A 23,686-nucleotide genomic window follows, 5' to 3' on the forward strand; every position below is an offset into this window, starting at 1 on the left:
CTTTTTCTATATTCGAGACTCAATTCTTTCTGTCTATTGATATACACTAACGAAATTAAGGAATATATCCTTCACCTTCTTATCTATCACGAAAGATAATTGTATCCCATATATTTATGCAAGTGATGCCACTATAGCTAATAAAACTTATAACACCGGTAGTTACTTTATAAATGGAAAGAACTTTTCATTAAATAATGTGACAGTGTCCGGTACTACCAATTTACATGTAGAGCCGACCGGAACTTTCGAAGCAACCGGAACTTTGTCCATAAACGAAAATTCAATATTTAGCATCGAATAAAATACAATTGAATATGAAAAAGAAATTATTACTATTTACCGTTGCATTAGTGTTAGCAGCAAATCTTTCGGCACAGGAAACCAGCATAGAAGTTGGCTTTCTCTCAGAAGATATATAATAATTAAGTTTCGCTTATCATTTGTATTTTCTCGAAACTCCGCTCTTATAACTATCGTAATCAAACAGGTCTATAAAAAAACGAGGATACCCGCAATGGGTATCCTCGTTCCTAATTATATAAGCTTGTTATCTTCCGATAATTCCCAGTTTCGACTCATTGATAAAATCAATAATATGCTGGATCTCATCGCTCATCGGAACCTGATCCTTAATCATCAGCAAGGCATCGAAAATACTTGTATTGCCCTGGTAGATGATACGATAAGCATGGCTGATATGCTTAATGATCTTTTCACTTACTCCCTGATGTGACAGGATAACGGAGTTAACGCCATAATAAGTAGTCGGCTCCAAAGCAGCCACGATATAAGGAGGAACATCCTTACGGAAACGACAACCGGTCTGTGTCATCGACCAGGTTCCGATACGGCTTCCCTGGCTTGCCAATACATTACCTCCGAAGATCGAATAATCTTCAAAGAAACAGTTACCGGAAATCTTACTGCCGTAACCGAATACGCAATGGTTGCCGACATGGGTATCATGCGAAACATGTACGCCTTCGTGCAGGAAACAACCATTACCGATAACCGTTTGTCCTTCCGGATTCGTAGCACGGTTGATCACAACATTTTCACGGATCACATTGTCATCGCCGATAACAACCAGCGTAGTGTCACCCTTATATTTGAAATCCTGAGGCTCTGCTGCAATCACTGCCCCGTTGAACACGCGATTGTTCTTACCTAAACGTGCACCACTCATAATGCTGGCATGAGGCATGATCTCGCAACCATCACCGATCTCTACATTCTTATCGATGTAGGCAAAAGGATGAACAGTAACATTCGCTCCCAGTTTGGCGCCGGCATCTACATAAGCTAACGGACTAATCATAATAATCTAAGTTTTAATGGTTATTACTCTCTCCCACCACCAACAGCACTGTACAGGTTGATAACAGCCTGCATACGCTGAACGTTGTCGGATACTTCTGTCAATTGTGCACTCAAAAGGCTCTGCTGAGCCGATAAGATCTCCAGATAAGTGGACTGAGCAGACTGGAACAGGGCTTTTGTATATTCTACCGCTTTTTCCAGTTGTGCGATCTGTTCTTTATCCTGAACCAGCATCTTATTGGTTGCATCATACAAATGCAGTGCATCGCTAACTTCCTTACCGGCTTCCAGAATTTTCTGCTGATAATTCATCTGGGCGATCTTCTCTTCCGCTTTCGATACTTTCAGGTTAGCCATCAGCTTGCCGTTGTTGAAGATAGGCTGTGCAAGAGAAGCCAATGCCTGGAACATGAATTGTCCCGGATTAGATACTGTGATACCCGAACCGTTTGTCCAACCGGCTGTTGCCGTAATGTTCAGTCCCGGATAGAAGGCAGCACGCGCTTTGTTTGTCGTATAATAAGCACTTGCAAGCGACATTTCTGCGATCTTCACGTCCGGACGGTTTTCCAGCAACTGCAAAGGAACACCGGCCATCAGTTCATCCGGAATATATTGATCTTCCAGTCTTCCACGCTCGATCTGCTGAGGTGCTTTTGCCAACAGTACCGACAATGAGTTTTCTACTTCACGAACCTGACGTTTCAGGTTTATCAGTGACGAGGATACCTGATGGTATACAGCTTTCATCTGTACAACAGCTGCTTCAGTGGTCATACCAGCCTCCTTCATAGCCTCCATCGCGCGTACATTTTCTTTATAGATATCGACAGTTTCAGTAGTGATTTCTACCTGACGGTCGAGCATCAGCAAAGTAAAATAAGTATTGGCAATACCGCTGATAAGCTGTGAACGTACTGCCTGCTGCGAATACTGGCTTTGCAGATAGATCGTTTTCTGATCACGGCTTGCATTCAACAGTTTGCCGAACAGATCGACTTCCCAGCTTGCAGCTGCCGGCAAAGTATATGCCTTGGCGTAGCTGGAATTTCCGATTGTCGTAGTAGATCCTTGCGGGGCAAGGTTCAGCGACGGCAGGAACGACAGACGTGCAGAAGTCAGCAATGCTTTCGCTTCTTCCACACGAAGAACGGCAGCCTGCATATCTACATTATTCGCCAGTCCTTCTTCAATCAGAGACTGCAACTTCGGATCACGGAAAATCTCCTTCCAGGATATATTCCCCATATTGGTCGTATCGGCAGCCAAGGTGTCCGCAGCCGAAACCGGATCGCGATAGATACCGTCTGTACTGATCGTATCGGGACGGTCGTATGCCTTATAGATGTGGCAACTGCTCAATAGAGCGGTTGCACACATCATATATATAATTTGTTTCTTCTTCATTGTCTTCTCACTTATTTTTTAGCGTACTGTTCTATTTCCGTATTCAAATCGCTGTTATCCAAATCTTCCCACTCGATCGGCTTAACCTTTTCCTGCAGGTACTGGAACACGACGAACAGAGCCGGAACGATCAGGATCTGGAAGATCATACCGATAAACATACCGCCGATAGCAGCAGTACCCAATGTACGGTTACCGTGAGCACCTACTCCGAAGGCAAACATCATCGGCAACAAACCGACTACCATCGCCAGGGAGGTCATCAGGATAGGACGCAGACGGGCAGCGGCTCCTAATACGGCAGCCCAGGTAATACTCATACCCATACGGCGACGGTCGAGGGCGAACTCTACAATCAAGATAGCATTCTTTGCCAACAGACCCATCAACATGATCAACGCGATCTGCATGTAAATGTTATTTGACATCGTTCCCAGTATCATCTTCAAAGCCGGAATGTTACCCAAAGCAGCCCACCCCTGTACGAACAGGAAGCTACCCATCAAACCGAACGGAATAGAAAGCAATACAGCCAACGGCAATACATAACTTTCATACTGTGCACTCAGCAACAGGTAAACGAACACGAAACAGAGTACGAAAATCAAACCGGTTGTACTACCACTGGTTTCAGCCTCTTCACGCGCCATACCTCCCAATTCGTAACCGAAACCGGCAGGAAGCGTTGTGCTGGCCACTTCTTCAAGAGCTTTCAGTGCCTGGCCGCTGGTAAATCCTTCAGCCGGGGCAACCATCAATTTCATAGAGGTATACATATTGAAACGGCTAATGATATCCGGACCGTATACTTTCTCTATCGTAATGAACTGGGAGATCGGAGCCATTTCATTACCGTTACGTACCTTGATATTCTTCAATGATTCCATGTTAGCTCTCATAGAAGGATCGGCCTGCACCATTACACGGTACATCTTACCGAAACGGTTGAAGTTGGACGCATACAAACCTCCGTAATAACCCTGCAACGTCATAAGGATATCGCTCGGGCTGATACCCACTTTCTTACAAGCTGCCGCATCGATATCGATCATATACTGTGGGAAGTTCGGGTTGAAAGTGGTCTGTGCTGACTTGATCTCCGGACGGGCCGTCAATGCAGCCATATAGTCTTTGGAAACGGAGAAGAATCTTTCCAGGCTACCACCTGTCTTATCCTGCATGTTCAACTCGATATCGCTGGATGCCGAATAACCCGGGATCATAGGCGGAGTAAAGAATAATACCTGTGCATCCTTAACCACTTTCTGGGCACGCATGAACAGACTGGCATAAACCACATCCGAACTTTGTGTCATCGAACGTTCATCCCAGTCCTTCAACTTGATGATGAATGAACCGTAAGAAGGTCCTTGTCCACCGATGAAGCTGAAACCGGTAATAGCTGTGCGTGACTTAACGGCAGGATCGGAAGCGATCAGGCTGTCTACACGCTGCATAATTTCCTGTGTACGTTCCTGTGATGTACCGGGAGGTAATGTAACGGCACCCATGATCGTACCGGTATCTTCATTCGGCACCATACCGGTCGGCGTTACCTGCATAAAGAATATCAACAGGGCAATAGAAGCAATAACAGTTCCGAATGTTAACCATTTTTTCTGGATAAAGAATAAGACACGTTTCTTATAGCTCTTCAACAATGAATCATAAGCGACATTGAAAGAAGTATGGAAACGAGTAACAATAGTCGTTTTCTTTTCACCGTGTTCATCATGAGGTTTCAGGAAGATGGCACACAAGGCCGGACTCAATGTCAACGCATTCAACGCAGACAAACCGATTGCAATAGCCATTGTCACACCAAACTGACGATAGAACACCCCGGCTGTACCACCCATAAAACTTACAGGGATAAACACGGACATCATCACCAGCGTAATAGAAACGATAGCACCACCAAGTTCGCTCATCGCATCGATAGACGCTTGTTTGGCCGACTTATACCCCTGGTCCAACTTGGCATGGACCCCTTCGACGACGACTATCGCATCATCGACCACAATCGCAATGGCAAGTACCATAGCACAAAGTGTCAGCAAGTTGATACTGAATCCGATCAACGACAACAGGAAGAAAGTACCGATCAAGGCTACCGGAATGGCAATAGCCGGAATCAAGGTAGAACGTAAATCCTGCAGGAATATATAAACTACGATAAATACCAGGATAAAAGCCTCGATCAGGGTCTTTAACACCTCATGGATAGAAGCATACAGGAAGTCGTTGGCATTCATGGAAACTTCCACCTTCATGCCCGGTGGCATTGTCAGTTCCGATTTTTCCAACAGGTCCTGAATGTTATTGATTGTTTCTGTCGCATTCGTTCCAGGCATCTGGTAGACGATACAAGCAACGGCATTGTGTCCGTTTACCTTATTAACGAAGTTATAGGTCAGACGGCCCAACTCGATGTCGGCTATATCTTTCAGACGAAGCACTTCACCATCGGCCAATGCCTTTACAACAATATTTTCAAATTCTTCCGCAGTCTGCAAACGACCTTTGTAACGGATCGTGTACTGGAAGGTCTGGTTTCCCTGTTCACCGAAAGAACCTGGAGCTGCTTCCACGTTCTGTTCTGCCAATACATTGGATACATCGTTCGGAACCAGCTTGTACTGTGCCATAACATCCGGCTTCAACCAGATACGCATAGAATAGTCGGTACCCAACACGTTCGCATCACCTACCCCCGGTACACGCTGTACTTCAGGAATCAGGTTGATCTTAGCATAGTTTTCAAGAAACTTCTGGTCGTAACGGTCTTCCGCATCATATACGGCGAAAACAACCAGCATGGAGTTCTGGCGTTTCTGGGTTGTCACACCGACCTTCGTTACTTCGGCCGGCAACAGACCTTGCGCCATGGAGACACGGTTCTGGACATTTACCGCAGCCATATCCGGGTCTGTTCCTTGTTTAAAATATATGGAGATATCGGCAGAACCATTATTAGAGGCATTGGAGGTCATGTACATCATGTTCTCCACCCCGTTGATCTGGTCTTCCAAAGGTGCGATCACACTATTCAATACAGTCTGCGCATTGGCACCTGTATAGGTAGCTCTTACCGACACGGTAGGAGGTGCAATATCCGGATACTGGGTTACAGGCAAGGTGAGCAAGCCCAATATACCCAAGATGACAATTACGATGGAGATCACCGTAGAGAGCACCGGACGGTTAATAAATCTATCTAATTTCATATTCTACTTTTTTATATACGGATGTAATCAGGTACTCCCTGATTCATTCTATACCTTTAATTAATTAAAAGCTGTTTTTAAATTTCCTTCGTTCTGATCTTTCATCGCCTGCTGGAATTTAGCATCTTGTTCAGCTTTAGTGATCGGTGTGATCTCCTGGCCGTCATGCAGACTCTGAACACCTTCGATAACGATCTTATCGCCGGCCTTCAAACCTGCGGTTACCAGGTAAGTCTGTCCGTCACTCAAAGAAGAGATCTGAATTTCCGTATTCTTGATCGTATTATCCGGTTGCAGTACATATACGAATTTTTTGTCCTGGATCTCTATCGTTGCAGACTGAGGGATCATGATGATACCATCCATAGTGTAAGGGAATACAACATTACCTGTACCACCGCTTCTCAGGATATTTTTATTGTTAGGGAATACGGCACGCATACTTACCGAACCGGTTGACTGGTCGATCACACCGCTCACAGCATCGATCTTTCCTTTTTCTTCCAGCATGGTTCCGTCTGCCAGTTGTAACTGAACAGCCGGCATCTTATCTAATTGCTCTTTCAAAGTGCCTCCGGCTTTTGTCAGTTGCAGCAATTCCTTTTCCGTCATTGAGAAATAGACATAAACATCTCCGATCTCAGATACGGTAGTCAACGGCTCCGCAACAGACGGGCTAACCAAACTTCCGATACGATACGGAAAAGTTCCGACAACTCCATTAGACGGACTCGTTACCGTACAAAAAGATAAATTCTGATTAGCGCTCACCAGAGAAGCCTCTGATTGAGCCAGAGTTGCCTCAGCCGATAAAAGCTGATTCACAGCTGTCTGGTATTCGAAAGAACTGATGATAGCTTTATCGAACAATTCTTTCTTGTTCTTCTCCGTTAATTTCAACGTATTAACATTTGCCTTAGCCATAGCAACGGCTGCTTTGGCCTGATTTACAGACGCTTTATACTGCGTCGGATCAATTTCAAACAAGGGCTGCCCTTTACGGACTGTTGCCCCTTCATCTACACACAACTTAACAATAAACCCTGACACCTGAGGACGTACCTCAATATCCTGCGTACCTCTGATAGTTGCCGGATAAGAGGTTGTCTGATTACTGGAAGACGAATTTACAGCTAAAACAGCATATTCGCTGTCGCCTAATTTCATACCACTCTGGCTGTTTCCACAGGCGGTTAATAAAGACATTCCCACTGCAAATAACGCAATTTGCCTAAATTGGGTAATAGTAGTTTTCAACATTTGTCTATTCATATTCATAATTTAATATATTTTCTGCCCACTGTCATTGTATACATCCTATTCGAAGTCTTGTTTTATCAGGCTTGATAATTGAAGGACTCATATCTAAAAAGCGTACAAATTTAAAATCTTTTTGTTGTACTTTCCCCGTTTATACATTCTTTTATACTAAAAAACAGCTTATTTATCTGTAGAGATCAAATAGATAGCTTATTTTTTGACCGTTCGAAAGTAAATTAGTCCAAATTGCTATACAAAGTCAGGACATTATTTGTTTATTCAATAATTTACCTTAAATTTACCGCTATCTTTAAACTTAATAATCTACAATCTGATGGGACCTAAATTTTCAATTTCCGAAGTGTGTAGTACTTCATGGCAACGGACCAAAGCTCAGATCTGGGTTTTAGCCGGACTGATAATAGGTATGAGCATCATTTCCTTTACATTAGGGGCATTTGCTATGCCTATACAAAAATCGGTAACGGGAACGATCATTATCAATCTGATTAGTTGTATTATTTCTTCAATTTTCGCTTTAGGATATATGAAGAACATATTCCAGGCTTTGGACGGAGAAGAGCCGCAATTCTCGGCTTACGGACAGCAGGCTCGTAAAATCATTACTTACCTTGTAGCCAATATATTCATGGGAATTATCGTCCTTCTCGGAATCTGTTTGTTCGTTATCCCGGGAATCTATCTGGCCCTCAGATTGCAATTTTATGCAGCTCTGATCGTTGAAGATGATGCAGGTATAATCGAATCGCTCCAACGCAGCTGGGAAATAACCCGTGGGCAGGGAATGTCGCTCTTTATGTTGATGCTGGCTATGATCGGTATCTGCATTTTAGGGTTTATCCTGTTAGGTATAGGTATTTTTGTGGCCATGCCACTTATATATATGATGTATGCCTATGCATTCCGTAAATTGAATGCACCTTTACAAATAACAGAAGAAATATAACATAATAGTAAAACGAAACGGCCCGCGGTTTTTTATTACTGCGAGTTATTTATTATAATAAAAAGCCCTATGGGGAAGACTTACAGAATAAAAGATATTGCAGAGTTATCCGGAGTTTCTACCGGAACAGTCGATCGTATCCTGCACAATCGTGGCAAAGTTTCTGAGGAAGCTCAGAAAAAGGTCGAAAAAGTACTAAAAGAGATAGACTATCATCCGAACCTGATAGCGCGTTCATTAGCTTTAAAGAAGAAATATCACTTCATTACACTGACTCCCTCTTTTGCTGAAGGAGAATATTGGGCCAAACTATCGGAAGGTATCGATAAAGCCGAGCAGGAGTTGTTTAGTTATAATGTCGAAATCGAACATCTGTGTTTCAACCAGTATGACAAAAGTAGTTTCGATAACCTGATACCGGTGATTGAAAAATCAGATTGCCAGGGAGTAATCATTGCAACCTTGTTTAAGGAAAGTGTCTTGCAGCTTACCCAGCAACTCGATAAACTGGAAATACCTTACGTACTGATAGATGCATTTATCGAAAATACGAATTGTATCGCCTATTATGGTACTAACTCTTATGATTCAGGATATATCGCCGGTCGCCTGTTATTCGAACAAATCCAGCCCGAAGACAATATTGCGATTTTCCGCTTTATCCGGAAAGGCGACATGCATTCAACCCAGGTCATGAAACGTGAAGAAGGTTTCCGCGATTATCTGTATGGGAACGATTTTCTGGGTAAGATATTCCCGGTACATATCCATGCAGACGAATCGAACGAGAACAAGGACATTCTCGATTCATTCTTTGCCACACATGAAGAAATACAAGCCGGCATCATCTTTAATTCGAGAGCACATGTATTAGGAGATTATTTTCAACAGCAGGATACCGACAAACGTTTCAGACTGATAGGTTATGATGTGATCGACTCTAATCTGAACTATCTGAATAGCGGGCACATCACCCACCTGATCGCCCAACGACCGGAAGTGCAGGGATTCAATTGCGTAAAAGCCTTATTCCGTCATCTGGTACTGAAGGAGAAAGTCGAACAAATCAATTACATGCCTATTGATATACTTATAAAAGAGAATATTAAGTATTACAATAATTATATTTAATGACATAAACAGTCATTTTTATCCTCTATTTTTTTTGTTTGACAAATAAATAGTATACATTTGCACCCATGTGTGTTCGCGCACAGATTGTGCATACAAATGAAAATATCACAATAAAAACATATAGAAAATGGCTAATTTATTTTGTATTAAAGACAGAGTTGTCATTATTACCGGAGGAGCCGGTATTTTAGGTAGCGGAATCGCAGGTCACCTGGCTGAAGAAGGGGCTAAAGTTGTCATCCTTGACCGTGCCGCAGAAACCGGTGAAAAAATCGTTGCAGACATCAAAGCAAAAGGCGGAGAAGCTTGCTTTTTTCTGACAGACGTCCTGAATAAAGAGCTCCTTGAACAGAATAAAAAAGATATCCTTGCTAAATATGGCCGTATCGATGCATTATTGAATGCTGCCGGAGGAAACATGGCAGGTGCAACGATCGGACCCGACAGTAATATTTTCGATTTACAGATCGATGCATTCAAAAAAGTTGTCGACCTGAATTTGTTCGGAACAGTTCTCCCCACTATGGTATTTGCGGAAGTTATGGCTCAGCAGAAAGAAGGTGCAATCGTCAACTTCTCTTCCGAATCAGCCCTGCGCCCGTTGACACGTGTGGTGGGATACGGCGCTGCCAAAGCTGCTATATCCAACCTGACAAAATATATGGCCGGTGAATTGGCAATCAAATTCGGTGAAGGTTTGCGTGTAAACGCGATTGCTCCGGGATTTTTCCTGACAGAACAGAACAGAACATTAATGACAAATCCGGACGGTTCTTATACAGACCGTGCCAAATCAGTTATCGCTCATACTCCGTTCAGACGTCTGGGTGCACCGGAGGAATTGTTTGGAACCATTCAATATTTAATAAGCGACGCATCTAAATTCGTTACAGGCACAATTGCTATCGTAGACGGTGGTTTCGATGCTTTCTCAATCTAATAACCCGATAAACACGACACATAATATGTATTTATGCGAACAAACATGGCGTTGGTATGGTCCGAATGACCCTGTCAGCCTTTGGGATATCAAACAAGCCGGCGCAACCGGTATTGTAAATGCTTTACATCATATTCCTAATGGGGAAGTATGGACGGTAGAGGAGATCATGAAACGTAAAAAACTGATCGAAGAGGTCGGATTAACCTGGTCTGTCGTGGAAAGCGTGCCAGTTCATGAGCACATTAAAACGCAAACCGGAGAGTTTCAGAAATATATCGACAACTATAAGGAAAGTCTGCGTAACCTGGGTAAATGCGGTGTGAATGTCGTAACATACAATTTCATGCCAGTGCTCGATTGGACACGTACCGATCTGGCCTATACCATGCCGGATGGCTCAAAGGCTCTTCGCTTCGAACGGGCTGCTTTCGTTGCATTCGACCTTTTCATTCTGAAACGTCCGGGAGCAGAGAACGATTATTCCGCAGAAGAAAAAGCAAAAGCAAAAGCCCGCTTCGACTCGATGAGCGAAGAAGACCGTCATCTGCTTACCCGTAACATGATTGCCGGCCTACCAGGATCGGAAGAAAGTTTTACGATCGAACAATTCCAGGAGGCATTAGACCGCTATAAAAATATCGATGCAGAAAAATTGCGTGCCAACCTGATCTACTTCTTGCAGGAAATTGCTCCGGTTGCCGATGAAGCCGGTGTAAAACTGGTTATCCACCCGGATGACCCTCCTTACTCCATTCTCGGATTGCCGCGTATCCTGAGTACGGAAGAAGATTTCAAGAAGTTAATTGAAGCGGTACCCAATAGGAGTAACGGACTGTGCTTATGCACCGGTTCATTCGGAGTACGCAGTGACAACGATCTGGCAGGAATTATGGAACGTTACGGCGACCGTATCGATTTCGTTCATTTCCGTAGCACACAACGTGATGAAGAAGGAAATTTCTACGAAGCAAACCATCTGGAAGGAGATGTGGATATGTATGGCGTAATGAAAGCCCTATTGGAGTTACAGCAAAGACGCGGCTGTTCCATTGCTATGCGTCCGGACCACGGCCATCAGATGATAGACGATCTGAAAAAGAAAACAAATCCGGGTTATTCCTGTATCGGCCGCCTGAGAGGTTTAGCAGAACTCCGAGGCCTCGAAATGGGTATAGCCAAATCATTATTTAAGAAATAAACAACGTATACATTTCATTTCTTATCGATTTATAGAAGAAAGGCGCTAAACTTCGGTTGGCGCCTTTTTGTATTATTGCCTTCGAAAATCGTCCTACAATTCTCAGAAAAGCATAAAGAAATGAAAAAGAACTATAAAGTATTCCCAATTAAGACTTTAGACTGGATAGTTTTTTCTATTTTTGTTCGTCAAAAATATTTTTTATAATGTCTAATATCCATAGTTATATATTATCATTCATTACAATACTGACACTAAGTACCTGTTCCACAGTACAAACGTTGCCCCCTACTCTTGAACCGGAAGCAGTTATAGTACCTCCATCAACAGATATTCCTCTACCTGCAGTAGAATATATATTTCTTCAACCGACACCGGAATTAGAAAAAACGGAATATGCCCGTAAAGATATAACAGAGAACTTCTCTTCCCGGGAAAAAGCAGATATAGCCGTTCCCGATCCTAAATTACTGGCAAACGAAAACTCATTGATCATAGACCTGGCATTAATATCTAAAGAAGATTACGCATTTCCTCTGCCGGGTGCAAAAGTAATATCTCCTTATGCCGGTCGTAGAAGACATCATTCGGGAGTCGATCTGAAAACATGTGCCAACGATACGATTGTTGCCGCTTTCGATGGAATCGTTCGCATGGCCAAATCGTATGCCGCTTATGGAAACGTCGTTGTTATACGCCATTATAACGGATTAGAAACAGTCTATAGCCATAACTCTAAGAACCTGGTAAAGGTAGGTGATCGTATAAAAGCGGGAGAACCCGTAGGATTGACCGGACGTACGGGAAGAGCCACTACTGAACATTTACACTTTGAAGTTCGTATTAACGGTCAGCATTTCAATCCTGAGAAAGTTTTCGATCTGGAAAACAGAAAGCTACATAACACATGCCTGGTAGCAACTAAGACAGGAAAAAACATAGCTGTAAAATCAGTGAATATACTTCCTCACCAAAGTGCAGGTGATTACCAATACTCCTATACAGGAATTACCCAGCCGGAAAACAACAAACGAATAGGTTTATAATTATATAAATAACAAAAAAGGCTCGCAAATAAAATTGCGAGCCTTTTTTGTTGTGGAGATGGAGAGATTCGAACTCTCGTCCAAACGAGGAACTAATCTGCTTTCTACATGTTTATCTTCGCCTTCGATTGTCGGGATCAAGCAAGACCGAAGCCACCCACTTAATCCTTATCCTCTTAATTTTCGCCTGAGACCCGAGGCTCATTTCAGACTATCTCCGATATTGCTGCACCACCTGATCGGAAAGCTTCGGAGCCACAGCATCCGGGTGATGTCACGTCCCCACAACTTTTGCAGGGATTAAGCTTGAATCTACTATACTTCGATTAAGCAGCGTAAGCGTAATTGTTTTCGCCAGTTAATTGTTCGTTGTCTGAGATTTAAGTGCAAGCCAACCACGCACTACATGCTTACAAACCACTTCTACCCGCTGTCTAAACCGGTCATCCCCATGATTTGTGAGTACAAAGATACAAAGAATCTCTGTATCCCCGTACTCTATTTAGTTTTTTTATTCTATCACGCCTAACTCACGGAACCAGTCTTCTGCTCTGTCCGGCCATTCATTCACTGCAGCTCCCGTATCTCTCAGGCCATAACCATGGCCTCCTTTACTATATAAATGCATCCGTGCAGGAACACCGGCCTCCTTCAATGCATAATAATAAAAGAGACTACTATTGATATACGATTTATCATCCTCTGTCTGAACGAGCATAGTCGGAGGTGTAGCTGCACCCACTTTAAGCTCCGAAGCCAGCTTGAAGTTTTCACCATCCAGGTAAGCCGGATAAACTAAAAGACAAAAATCCGGACGACAGCTGACCTTATCGGCTGCATCCACTGCCGGATAGGTACGTTTATCAAAGTTATTGCTTGCCATTGCCGAAAGATGTCCACCGGCAGAGAATCCCATTACTCCTATACGCTGCGGATCGATATTCATTTCTTCTGCATGAGCCCTGACATAACCGATTGCACGTTGAAGATCCTGTAAAGGGGCTGTATGCTTTTCCAAACCTTCCCGGCGGGGAACACGATATTTTAGCAATACTGCGGTTATACCAAGATTGTTCAACCATTCACAAACTTCATCTCCCTCCAGGTCGTAAGCCAGGATATTATATCCACCACCAGGACAAACAACCATCGCCGCACCCGTTGCAACTTCATCCGGAGCCGGATAAACGGTAATTGTGGGTTCACTTACATTGGTTATACGTAATACGGTTTCACCTCCCGTTTTCCCTCCATCGTTATCAGCTTTCTCTATCAGCTGGGTTGTCTCACCAGGTGCTCCCTTCGGGAACAACAGGATCGGATTTTCTTGTGCCATAACTGATCCAATTACACAACTCACTCCTACAAGCAGGAATATCCATTTTCTGACCATACACTATGCAGTTTAAAGAATTTATAAGAATCATATTTTTTGAGGGAAATTAGGACTATATAGTATAGTCTTTCCCAAAGTAACTAATTCGCCATTCTTCACATAATCATCTCCACGCTCTGAAAGATGGTCAACCATCGCTTTACGGAGCTCCTTCAGTTGTTTGGCATAAGACTTTTTCCCTGAACAATCCGTTAATTCCCCCGGATCTTTTTTCAAATCGAATAATTGCTCTTCACCATTATGGAAATTCCATATATATTTCAACTTTCCATCTGTCAGTGCACACCAGTAATTGTCGGCACTATAACAGGTGGCATGTTCCAGATCAATGTATTTACGCCACTCATCCGAATGTCCCTGTACCAGTTTCAACAACGAGTTTCCATCCATATCAGGAGGAACAGTTCCACCAGCCAGGTCTATAAAGGTAGGAAGAAAATCGCGAAGTTCAACCGGCTGTTCTATTTTCACTCCATTCGGAACTGCTTTTTTAACAAACGACGGCCATTTCACAACATAAGGAATATGGGCAGAACCTTCATAAGGATATGTTTTTCTCCAATGATAATGATCGCCCAGCATATCACCATGATCGGCCGTAAAACAAATAATCGCATCATCATACATTCCTTTCTCTTTCAATGCTGCAATTATCTTTCCTATCTGATCATCAATAAAAGTGATATTCGCATAATAATGTCTCCTAGAATTTACGGCATAGTCATCACCAAAATTCCCGAACGGAGCATCCGAAGCTGCTTTTTCAGGATCCAGGCGTTCTGCATACTTACCACACCAATCACCAATAACAGGTTTAGGGATATCAGCATCTTTATACATATCCAGATAACATTTCGGTGGATCGTAAGGACTATGAGGACGTGCAAAAGACACTTTCATAAATAATGGTTTATCATTATTATAATTACGGATCAGTTCACAGGCAGTCTGTCCCGTCCAGGTAGTCGGATGCAATTTCTCATCCAGTTTATAAATACCTGCCCCATGATCATTCCAACCGATACCCGTCAAATCAGGATTTTGTCCGGGAGCATTCAGTTGAAACCATTCACGATAATCGCTGACAAAATCTTTTGATTCGACTCTTCCACTTTCATCTATCAATGTAGCATGGAAACCATGAAGTGCTTTTTGAGGGAACCAGTGCATCTTTCCTATACCAAAAGTAAAGTAGCCCAGATTACGAAGCATCTGCGGCATTTCATATTTGTATTGTTCAGCCATTCGTCCATATCCCAGCATACCGTGATGCCAGGGGGATAACCCCGTTAATAAACCGGCACGTCCGGGAGTACTACTAGGAGCCGACGAATAACCGCTTACAAATAAAGTACCTTCTTCTGCCAACTTATCAATATTCGGAGAAATAACAGCCTTATTACCCATACAACCCAAAGCATCCCCACGATGCTGATCAGTCATGATAAAAATAACATGAGGTTTCTTTTTTGTTTCTTTTTGTTCCTGAGAAAATATTGCGGACCGTACAGAATGGTCGACTCCAACACCCGCACCAGCCAGAAGCGATGATTTTAGAAAAGTTCTTCTTTTCATAATATGTTTTTCTATGAATACAGATTTAGATAGCGAAGATATATATCTTATTTGATTCGTGCAAAGAGAAGTTGATTAATATTAATTCCAAGGACAATGGTTTTGACAAAACAAAAAAAGGAACCAACCTTTCGATTGATTCCTTTCTACCTTTTCAGTCTTTCGACCTGACTAAAACGGCGGCTATCTACTCTCCCACTTTTACGCAGTACCATCGACGTGGTTGGGCTTAACTTCTCTGTTCGGAATGGGAAGAGGTGGATCCCCAACGCTATAACCACCTTAATTTCTTTTTAAGATGTTTGACCTTGGACAACGCTACTCTAATAGTAACCTTTCGCTATATGGCTTTGTTGTTACACTCTACCACATCTGCTGATATATCAATCCTTCCTTCCAGAAAAAGAAAGTCTCGGGCTATTAGTACTACTCGGCTTCGACATTACTGCCCTTACACCTGTAGCCTATCAACGTCGTAGTCTACGACGACCCTCAGGGATATCTAATCTTGAGGCTGGCTTCGTACTTAGATGCTTTCAGCACTTATCCAATCCAGACTTAGCTACCCGGCGGTGCACCTGGCGGTACAACCGGTAAACCAGTGGTCTGTCCAACACGGTCCTCTCGTACTAGTGTCAGAGCCTCTCAAATATCCTACGCCCACGATAGATAGAGACCGAACTGTCTCACGACGTTCTGAACCCAGCTCGCGTGCCACTTTAATGGGCGAACAGCCCAACCCTTGGGACCTTCTCCAGCCCCAGGATGTGACGAGCCGACATCGAGGTGCCAAACCGCTCCGTCGATATGAGCTCTTGGGAGCGATCAGCCTGTTATCCCCGGAGTACCTTTTATCCTTTGAGCGATGGCCCTTCCATACGGAACCACCGGATCACTATGCTCTAGTTTCCTACCTGATCGACTTGTATGTCTCCCAGTCAAGCACCCTTATGCCATTACACTCTACGACCGGTTACCAATCGGTCTGAGGGTACCTTTAGAAGCCTCCGTTACTCTTTTGGAGGCGACCACCCCAGTCAAACTACCCACCATACAGTGTCCCCACATTTCGCGGGTTAGAACTCAAACAACCAAAGGGCCGTATTTCAACGATGACTCCACAAATACTGGCGTACCCGCTTCATAGTCTCCGGCCTATCCTACACATTAGTTGCCCAAATTCAATGTAAAGCTATAGTAAAGGTTCACGGGGTCTTTTCGTCCCATCGCGGGTAATCGGCATCTTCACCGATACTACAATTTCACCGAGCTCACGGTTGAGACAGTGTCCAGATCATTACACCATTCGTGCAGGTCGGAACTTNTTTCCACGAGTTAGAACTCAAACAACCAAAGGGCCGTATTTCAACGGTGACTCCACAAACACTGGCGTGCCCGCTTCATAGTCTCCGGCCTATCCTACACATTAGTTGCCCAAATTCAATGTAAAGCTATAGTAAAGGTTCACGGGGTCTTTTCGTCCCATCGCGGGTAATCGGCATCTTCACCGATACTACAATTTCACCGAGCTCACGGTTGAGACAGTGTCCAGATCATTACACCATTCGTGCAGGTCGGAACTTACCCGACAAGGAATTTCGCTACCTTAGGACCGTTATAGTTACGGCCGCCGTTTACTGGGGCTTCAATTCAAACCTTCTCTTGCGATGAGCTCTCCTCTTAACCTTCCAGCACCGGGCAGGTGTCAGGCTGTATACTTCATATTTCTATTTCGCACAGCCATGTGTTTTTGTTAAACAGTTGCCTGGACCTATTCTCTGCGCCCTACCTTTCAGTAGGGACCCTTTATCCCGAAGTTACAGGGTCAATTTGCCTAGTTCCTTAACCGTGAATCACTCGAGCGCCTCAGTATTCTCAACCCAACTACGTGTGTCCGTTTACGGTACGGGTACTTTATAAATATGCTTAGCGGATTTTCTAGGGAGCCTGCTTACATCCATATTACCTTGTACAAGTACTCGGTATACTGTCAGGTTCGACTCTCATGGCGGATTTGCCTACCACGATCAACGTCTACACCCTTTAACCAACTATTCCGTCAGTTGGCAGGATTGTCACTTCTCCGTCTCCACATCGCTCTATAAAGTAGTATGGGAATATTAAACCATTCTTCCATCGGAATCGCCGTTCGGCTTATCCTTAGGTCCCGACTTACCCTGATCCGATTAACGTTGATCAGGAAACCTTAGTCTTTCGGCGAGGAAGTTTCTCACTTCCTTTATCGTTACTTATACCTACATTTGCTTTTCCAGTCGCTCCAGCAAGGGTTATCCCTCACCTTCTACGCTGCTGGAATGCTCCCCTACCATGTCTTACGACATCCATAGCTTCGGTAAACAGTTTATGCCCGAGTATTATCCACGCCAAACTCCTCGACTAGTGAGCTGTTACGCACTCTTTAAATGAATGGCTGCTTCCAAGCCAACATCCTAGCTGTCTCTGCAGTCTGACTTCGTTAGTTCAACTTAACTGTTATTTGGGGACCTTAGCTGATGGTCTGGATTCTTCTCCTCTCGGACGCGGACCTTAGCACCCGCGCCCTCACTCCAGGGCAATATATAATACGCATTCGGAGTTTATCTGGACTTGATAGGCGGTGAAGCCCTCGCATCCAATCAGTCGCTCTACCTCATATTATACTAACCCTAGGCTGCACCTAAATGCATTTCGGGGAGTACGAGCTATCTCCAAGTTTGATTAGCCTTTCACCCCTACCCACAGTTCATCCGAAAGCTTTTCAACGCTTACCGGTTCGGTCCTCCAGTTAGTGTTACCTAACCTTCAACCTGACCATGGGTAGATCACTTGGTTTCGCGTCTACTCCCTCCGACTATACCGCCCTGTTCAGACTCGCTTTCGCTTCGGCTCCGTATCTGAAATACTTAACCTTGCCGGAGAAAGTAACTCGTAGGTTCATTATGCAAAAGGCACGCCGTCACAGCTTACGCTGCTCCGACCGCTTGTAGGCAGACGGGTTCAGGGTCTATTTCACTCCTCTGTTCGAGGTTCTTTTCACCTTTCCCTCACGGTACTGGTTCGCTATCGGTCTCTCGGGAGTATTTAGCCTTACGGGATGGGCCCCGCTAATTCACACAGGATTTCTCGTGCCCCGCGCTACTCAGGATACTACTAAGCTTCGTCAGTAAGTCGTATACCGGGCTATCACCGTCTATGGCCGTTCTTTCCAAAACGTTCTACTTTACTAAGTTCTTGCTACATCGTAGTCCTACAACCCCGATATTGCCTAAACAATATCGGTTTGGGCTCTTCCGCGTTCGCTCGCCACTACTTGCGGAATCATTTTTATTTTCTTCTCCTATGGGTACTTAGATGTTTCAGTTCCCCACGTTCGCTCCTCTTACGAGGTGACAGATCTTCAATCTGACGGGTTGCCCCATTCGGAAATCCGAGGATCAAAGATTATTTGCATCTACCCCCGGCTTATCGCAGCTTATCACGTCCTTCATCGCCTCCGAGAGCCAAGGCATCCACCGTCTGCCCTTGCTTACTTTCTTTTTTCCGGTCACATCTCTGTGATTCGGATTGATATATCTTCAGCTTGCTCTTGTTACTTTATTTTACGTTGTCCATCATGTCAAAGATCTTTTACTCATTGCTGAGTNAATAGAAAATACTGCCAAAAAGGAAAAACGACGGATACAGTCTACATGTTTCGATTCTGACATAAGTTTACCCTGGTGTTTTGTCAACTTATTTCAGGACAGGACATCCCTTACTTTCTTTCTTTTGACTATTATCAAACGAATAAAGTATAATCATCAAACGAAAGGAATATATATGTCATTTATTCATTTGATATATATCAAACGAATAAATCTACAGGAAGGTTACGGGATTTCAATACGTTATATATAACAAAAGTCAAGCAAAAGTGTTATTTAATAACTAGATGTCTTTATAGCTCAAATTAATCAACGCAAAAGAAAGGTTAGTATCAAGAAGTTAACTATATTTGCTGTCTGATAAAAACTTACGAAATATAGATATGAAACAATTTTTTAAAATGATGTTTGCCTCAGCATTAGGTGTATTTGTTGCTGTTGGCCTGATTTCCATCGTATTTATCTTCACAATAATCGGTATTGCAAGTAGCATAAATAGCACTCCCGATTACAGTCCGAAAAGCAATACCGTCTATAAACTAACACTTGACGGTAGTTTATCTGATAATACAGAAGAAAATCCTCTTGCCATGCTGATGGGAGAAACAGAAAAAGCTCTTTCCTTAAAAGATATATTATCAACAATTCAAACAGCCAAAGAAAATAAAAACATCAGTGGTATATATATAGAAGCAAAATCACTTAGTGCCGGCTCCGCCAGCCTTGAAGCAATCCGCAGAGCATTGACAGACTTTAAAGAAAGCGGTAAGTTCGTTATTGCTTACTCCGACAATTACAGCCAAGGATGTTATTATCTATGTTCAGTGGCTGACAAAGTGTTTCTTAATCCACAAGGGACATTAGGTCTTGTAGGTATGGCTTCACAGACTATGTTTTATAAAGAATTACTAAAAAAAGTCGGCATAGACATGATGATCTTTAAAGTTGGTACCTACAAAGGAGCCGTAGAGCCCTTCATGCTCGACAAATTAAGTGATGCTAATCGCGAACAGATACAATCATATATGAGTACTATCTGGGATAATGTTACTAGTGGCATTGCCGAATCGAGAAATATCTCCACCGAAGACATTAATAACTTTGCAAACCAAGGCTATGCCTTTGCTTCTGCAGAGAAAGCTGTTGAATGTAAATTGGTAGATGAATTAAAATATCGTCCGGAAGCAGAAGAATATGTTAAAGAACTAGCGGGACAAAGCGATAAACGTTTGCAAACGGCCGATATAACAAAAATAAAAAGTATAAAAACAATCAATCGGGAAAAAGCTGATCGTATTGCGATTTTGTATGCCGAGGGTGAAATCAAACCCGAAGTATCCTCTTCTCCTTATAATGTAGAGCAAGCAATTACCGAAAAGGTTGCTACCGAACTAATCAAGTTGAAGAACGACAACAATATTAAGGCCGTAGTCTTCCGTGTAAATTCTCCCGGAGGAAGCGCATTCGTATCAGAACAGATCTGGCGTCAGGTCGTAGAATTGAAAAAAGTAAAACCTATCGTTGTTTCCATGGGTGATGTTGCAGCTTCCGGAGGTTACTATATTTCATGTGCTGCCAGCAAAATCATAGCAGAACCTAACACACTAACCGGATCGATCGGTATCTTCGGTATCTTTCCGAATGTAACTGGCCTGTTCAACAAACTATCATTAACAACAGATATTGTCAAAACCAACACATACGCCGACCTGGGAGACATGAGCCGTCCAATGCGCGAAGATGAAAAAGTTCTTATCCAATCCTTCGTTGAAAGAGGATATGAAACTTTCCTTACTCGTTGTGCCGATGGCCGCGATATGAGCAAGGACGCTATCAATGAAATTGGCCAGGGACGCGTCTGGACCGGTGAACAAGCCAAGGAACGTGGGTTGGTCGACGAACTGGGCGGTATAAACAAAGCGATTGAAACAGCAGCTTCACTAGCCGACTTGAGCGATTATAGCCTGACTTATGTTTCAGGGACGAAAGATTTCTGGAAAGAATTCATTGAAAAACAATTAGGAGAAGTAAAAGTATCCATTGTAAAAAGTGTTTTAGGTGATGAATACGAATATTTTAAGAATCTGAGCAATATAAAAACAACAACCGGAGTTCAGGCACGACTACCTTATGATGTTAAACCCTTATAATCCGAGATGCCGACAGAAAGCAACATAAAAAAGCACTCACTGCTCTCTCCTTTCTCTTTTCTATATGGGATAGGAGTCCGTTTTCGGAATCAACTGTTTGATTGGGGGGTATTGCCAACAGAGTCATACCCTATACCTATCATTTGCATTGGAAACCTGGCTGTGGGAGGAACAGGAAAAACTCCTCATACGGAATATATTATCCGCCTGTTAAAAGACAGCCATAGAATAGCTGTACTCAGCAGGGGGTATAAACGAAAAACATCCGGTTTTATCCTGGCAAACAATCAAAATACAAGCATCGAAATCGGTGATGAGCCTTATCAAATGAAACATAAGTTTCCCGATATACTTGTCGCTGTTGATGCCAACCGCCGACGGGGTATCAGCAACTTGCTGGCACTACCGAATGATCAACGTCCGGAAATTATTCTCCTCGACGATGCCTATCAACACCGTTATGTAACTCCTTCGCTTTCGATCGTACTGACAGATTATCATCGTTTGTTCTACATCGACAAATTATTACCAGCCGGCCTGCTCCGCGAACCAGTCAACGGAATACGGCGTGCAGATATAGTTATCGTAACGAAGTGTGAAAAAGATATGAAGCCGATCGAGTACCGTATCATAGAAGAAAATATGAAATTACTGGCACATCAATCCATTCATTTCACACATATTACTTATGGCGAAATAGAGCCGGTATTTGCTTCACAAGCAAAACCTCTTACACGAAAAGCCATACGTCAGGGTGAAGAACTTCTGGTTCTATCAGGTATAGCCTCTCCCGGAAGCTTTATTAAAGAGGCTAGAAAACTTTCAGAAAAAGTTACTCCATTGATTTTTCCGGATCACCATGATTTTGGAAAATCCGACATCAGACGGATAAAAAGTGCATTCGAATCAATGAGTTCATCCAAGAAATATATCCTGACAACAGAAAAAGATGCAGCCAGGTTATCAGATAATCCATATATTCCCGAAGAATGGAAAGCTTATATGTATTATCTACCGATCACCATCGAATTCTGTCTGGAGAAAAGATTCGACGATGAAATCCGAAAACATATTACAACCTTTCAAAGAGATCATATTTTACGATAAATAAAATGAGTAAAAGAACAGAAATAGCAACATTAGGTGAATTCGGTTTAATCCGCCACCTGACAGAGAAAATAGAGTTAAAAAACGAAAGTACAGTAAAAGGTATTGGCGACGATGCAGCAGTTCTGGACTACAAGGAGAAACAAATCCTGGTAACGACTGACCTCTTACTTGAAGGCGTTCATTTCGACCTGATGTATGTCCCGTTGAAACACCTAGGATATAAATCAGCCGTAGTCAATTTCTCCGATATCTATGCCATGAACGGCAAACCGAAACAGATTACTATCTCGATCGGAATCTCTAAACGATTCTCTGTAGAAGACCTGGAAGAGTTTTATTCAGGGCTTCAGCTCGCATGTGACATTTATGGTGTCGATATCGTAGGAGGCGACACATCTTCCTCTTTAACCGGAATGTGCATCAGCATCACTTGCATTGGCGAAGGAGAAAAAGGGAAAGTTGTAACCCGTAATGGAGCTAAAGATACTGATCTGGTTTGCGTATCCGGAGACTTGGGAGCCGCATACATGGGCCTACAGTTACTAGAACGTGAAAAGAGCGTATTCAAAGGAGAAAAGGATTTCACTCCCGATTTTTCCGGAAAAGAATATCTACTGGAACGCCAACTAAAACCGGAAGCACGCAAAGACATCATTGAAATGTTGGAGAAGGCAGGTATCGTTCCCACCTCCATGATGGATATTTCCGATGGTCTTTCCTCCGAGTTATTACACATTTCAAAAGAGAGCAATGTCGGCTGCCGTATTTACGAAGACCGAATTCCCATCGACTATCAGACCGCAGCCATGGCCGAACAGTTCAGTATGAACTTGGTAACAGCGGCCCTAAATGGCGGTGAAGATTATGAATTATTATTCACGGTTCCTTTGACTGATCATGACAAAGTATCTGAAATGAAAGGAGTTAAAGTAATCGGCCACATCACAAAACCAGAATTAGGCAACTATCTGGTAGGCCGTGATGGCGGAGAAGTTGAATTAAAAGCTCAGGGCTGGAATTCACTCAGTGAATAATTTTAATCACTTTTTCCACAAAACTGTTGCATATTAAAAAAAAGTCCGTATCTTTGCACCCGTTAAACAAAACAACGGTGCCATAGCTCAGTTGGTAGAGCAAAGGACTGAAAATCCTTGTGTCCCCGGTTCGATTCCTGGTGGCACCACTGAAAATCAAGCAGTTATCTAAAAGATGACTGCTTTTTTTATGTCTTTTCGGTGGTTTTTACCTCAAAATCCTGTTATTTTTTGTGTTTTTCGTGTCAGTTTACAGATGCCATGTAAACCGA

The 23,686-nt window shown here is 43.1% G+C and carries 14 protein-coding genes, 1 tRNA gene, 2 rRNA genes and 1 other RNA gene; 9 read left to right on the forward strand and 9 right to left on the reverse strand.

Annotation, left to right across the window (positions count from 1 at the left end):
- Positions 1–550: 550 nt before the first annotated feature.
- Genes lpxA through BQ7394_RS17520 form a run of 4 tightly spaced genes read right to left on the reverse strand, consistent with a single transcriptional unit; the run spans position 551 to position 7,229 of the window.
- A complete protein-coding gene (gene lpxA, locus BQ7394_RS17505; RefSeq protein WP_075558607.1) occupies positions 551–1,321 on the reverse strand; it encodes an acyl-ACP--UDP-N-acetylglucosamine O-acyltransferase in 771 nt (256 codons plus the stop codon).
- Between the two features lie 23 nt (positions 1,322–1,344).
- Entirely contained in the window at positions 1,345–2,730 is a 1,386-nt protein-coding gene (locus tag BQ7394_RS17510; RefSeq protein WP_075558608.1) for a TolC family protein, read from the reverse strand.
- A gap of 11 nt (positions 2,731–2,741) precedes the next feature.
- Positions 2,742–5,957: an efflux RND transporter permease subunit gene (locus tag BQ7394_RS17515; protein WP_075558609.1), complete on the reverse strand. Its 3,216-nt coding sequence runs from the start codon at positions 5,955–5,957 to the stop codon at positions 2,742–2,744.
- A gap of 60 nt (positions 5,958–6,017) precedes the next feature.
- Positions 6,018–7,229, reverse strand: a complete 1,212-nt coding sequence (locus BQ7394_RS17520) for an efflux RND transporter periplasmic adaptor subunit (protein WP_075560100.1) — start codon at positions 7,227–7,229, stop codon at positions 6,018–6,020.
- Between the two features lie 322 nt (positions 7,230–7,551).
- Between BQ7394_RS17520 and BQ7394_RS17525 the strand changes: the two genes are divergently transcribed.
- The 5 genes from BQ7394_RS17525 to BQ7394_RS17545 all read left to right on the forward strand — a co-directional run bounded on the left by BQ7394_RS17525 (position 7,552) and on the right by BQ7394_RS17545 (position 12,505).
- The gene (locus BQ7394_RS17525; protein WP_075558610.1) at positions 7,552–8,184 is read left to right on the forward strand and encodes a DUF7847 domain-containing protein; all 633 of its coding nucleotides are present in this window, start codon (positions 7,552–7,554) and stop codon (positions 8,182–8,184) included.
- Positions 8,185–8,253: 69 nt separating this feature from the next.
- Positions 8,254–9,315: a LacI family DNA-binding transcriptional regulator gene (locus BQ7394_RS17530; RefSeq protein WP_075558611.1), complete on the forward strand. Its 1,062-nt coding sequence runs from the start codon at positions 8,254–8,256 to the stop codon at positions 9,313–9,315.
- A 130-nt stretch (positions 9,316–9,445) separates the two neighbouring features.
- Positions 9,446–10,258, forward strand: a complete 813-nt coding sequence (locus BQ7394_RS17535; protein ID WP_075558612.1) for an SDR family oxidoreductase — start codon at positions 9,446–9,448, stop codon at positions 10,256–10,258.
- A gap of 25 nt (positions 10,259–10,283) precedes the next feature.
- The gene (gene uxuA / locus BQ7394_RS17540) at positions 10,284–11,459 is read left to right on the forward strand and encodes a mannonate dehydratase (protein ID WP_075558613.1); all 1,176 of its coding nucleotides are present in this window, start codon (positions 10,284–10,286) and stop codon (positions 11,457–11,459) included.
- Between the two features lie 206 nt (positions 11,460–11,665).
- On the forward strand, positions 11,666–12,505 hold the full coding sequence (locus BQ7394_RS17545) for a M23 family metallopeptidase (protein WP_075558614.1): 840 nt from the start codon (positions 11,666–11,668) through the stop codon (positions 12,503–12,505).
- A gap of 50 nt (positions 12,506–12,555) precedes the next feature.
- On the opposite strand, the gene ssrA is transcribed toward BQ7394_RS17545, so the two are convergent.
- The 5 genes from ssrA to BQ7394_RS17570 all read right to left on the reverse strand — a co-directional run bounded on the left by ssrA (position 12,556) and on the right by BQ7394_RS17570 (position 19,012).
- Positions 12,556–12,956, reverse strand: a transfer-messenger RNA (tmRNA) gene (gene ssrA, locus BQ7394_RS17550).
- Between the two features lie 60 nt (positions 12,957–13,016).
- Positions 13,017–13,898, reverse strand: a complete 882-nt coding sequence (locus BQ7394_RS17555; RefSeq protein ID WP_075558615.1) for an alpha/beta hydrolase — start codon at positions 13,896–13,898, stop codon at positions 13,017–13,019.
- 30 nt (positions 13,899–13,928) lie between these two features.
- Positions 13,929–15,476 (reverse strand): arylsulfatase, encoded by a 1,548-nt coding sequence (locus BQ7394_RS17560; RefSeq protein ID WP_075558616.1) that lies wholly within the window; start codon positions 15,474–15,476, stop codon positions 13,929–13,931.
- Positions 15,477–15,650: 174 nt separating this feature from the next.
- Positions 15,651–15,761 (reverse strand): 5S ribosomal RNA (rrf, locus tag BQ7394_RS17565).
- A gap of 116 nt (positions 15,762–15,877) precedes the next feature.
- Positions 15,878–19,012, reverse strand: a 23S ribosomal RNA gene (locus BQ7394_RS17570).
- A 491-nt stretch (positions 19,013–19,503) separates the two neighbouring features.
- Here BQ7394_RS17570 and sppA point away from each other — a divergent pair.
- The 4 genes from sppA (at position 19,504) to BQ7394_RS17590 (ending at position 23,563) form a co-directional block, all read left to right on the forward strand.
- Positions 19,504–21,270 (forward strand): signal peptide peptidase SppA, encoded by a 1,767-nt coding sequence (gene sppA / locus BQ7394_RS17575; protein ID WP_075558617.1) that lies wholly within the window; start codon positions 19,504–19,506, stop codon positions 21,268–21,270.
- Between the two features lie 6 nt (positions 21,271–21,276).
- Positions 21,277–22,377 (forward strand): tetraacyldisaccharide 4'-kinase, encoded by a 1,101-nt coding sequence (lpxK, locus tag BQ7394_RS17580; protein WP_075558618.1) that lies wholly within the window; start codon positions 21,277–21,279, stop codon positions 22,375–22,377.
- A 5-nt stretch (positions 22,378–22,382) separates the two neighbouring features.
- On the forward strand, positions 22,383–23,414 hold the full coding sequence (gene thiL, locus BQ7394_RS17585) for a thiamine-phosphate kinase (protein WP_075558619.1): 1,032 nt from the start codon (positions 22,383–22,385) through the stop codon (positions 23,412–23,414).
- 76 nt (positions 23,415–23,490) lie between these two features.
- A tRNA-Phe gene (locus tag BQ7394_RS17590) sits at positions 23,491–23,563 on the forward strand.
- Positions 23,564–23,686 lie beyond the last annotated feature (123 nt).

Source organism: Parabacteroides timonensis (genome assembly GCF_900128505.1).
GTDB classification, from domain to species: Bacteria; Bacteroidota; Bacteroidia; order Bacteroidales; family Tannerellaceae; genus Parabacteroides; species Parabacteroides timonensis.

What these genes read in the sequence shown, in the direction of transcription:
- lpxA (WP_075558607.1), bottom strand. Translation starts at nt 1,321, where the DNA reads ATGATTAGTCCGTTAGCTTATGTAGATGCCGGCGCCAAACTGGGAGCG.
- BQ7394_RS17510 (WP_075558608.1), bottom strand. Translation starts at nt 2,730, where the DNA reads ATGAAGAAGAAACAAATTATATATATGATGTGTGCAACCGCTCTATTG.
- BQ7394_RS17515 (WP_075558609.1), bottom strand. Translation starts at nt 5,957, where the DNA reads ATGAAATTAGATAGATTTATTAACCGTCCGGTGCTCTCTACGGTGATC.
- BQ7394_RS17520 (WP_075560100.1), bottom strand. Translation starts at nt 7,229, where the DNA reads ATGAATAGACAAATGTTGAAAACTACTATTACCCAATTTAGGCAAATT.
- BQ7394_RS17525 (WP_075558610.1), top strand. Translation starts at nt 7,552, where the DNA reads ATGGGACCTAAATTTTCAATTTCCGAAGTGTGTAGTACTTCATGGCAA.
- BQ7394_RS17530 (WP_075558611.1), top strand. Translation starts at nt 8,254, where the DNA reads ATGGGGAAGACTTACAGAATAAAAGATATTGCAGAGTTATCCGGAGTT.
- BQ7394_RS17535 (WP_075558612.1), top strand. Translation starts at nt 9,446, where the DNA reads ATGGCTAATTTATTTTGTATTAAAGACAGAGTTGTCATTATTACCGGA.
- uxuA (WP_075558613.1), top strand. Translation starts at nt 10,284, where the DNA reads ATGTATTTATGCGAACAAACATGGCGTTGGTATGGTCCGAATGACCCT.
- BQ7394_RS17545 (WP_075558614.1), top strand. Translation starts at nt 11,666, where the DNA reads ATGTCTAATATCCATAGTTATATATTATCATTCATTACAATACTGACA.
- BQ7394_RS17555 (WP_075558615.1), bottom strand. Translation starts at nt 13,898, where the DNA reads ATGGTCAGAAAATGGATATTCCTGCTTGTAGGAGTGAGTTGTGTAATT.
- BQ7394_RS17560 (WP_075558616.1), bottom strand. Translation starts at nt 15,476, where the DNA reads ATGAAAAGAAGAACTTTTCTAAAATCATCGCTTCTGGCTGGTGCGGGT.
- sppA (WP_075558617.1), top strand. Translation starts at nt 19,504, where the DNA reads ATGAAACAATTTTTTAAAATGATGTTTGCCTCAGCATTAGGTGTATTT.
- lpxK (WP_075558618.1), top strand. Translation starts at nt 21,277, where the DNA reads ATGCCGACAGAAAGCAACATAAAAAAGCACTCACTGCTCTCTCCTTTC.
- thiL (WP_075558619.1), top strand. Translation starts at nt 22,383, where the DNA reads ATGAGTAAAAGAACAGAAATAGCAACATTAGGTGAATTCGGTTTAATC.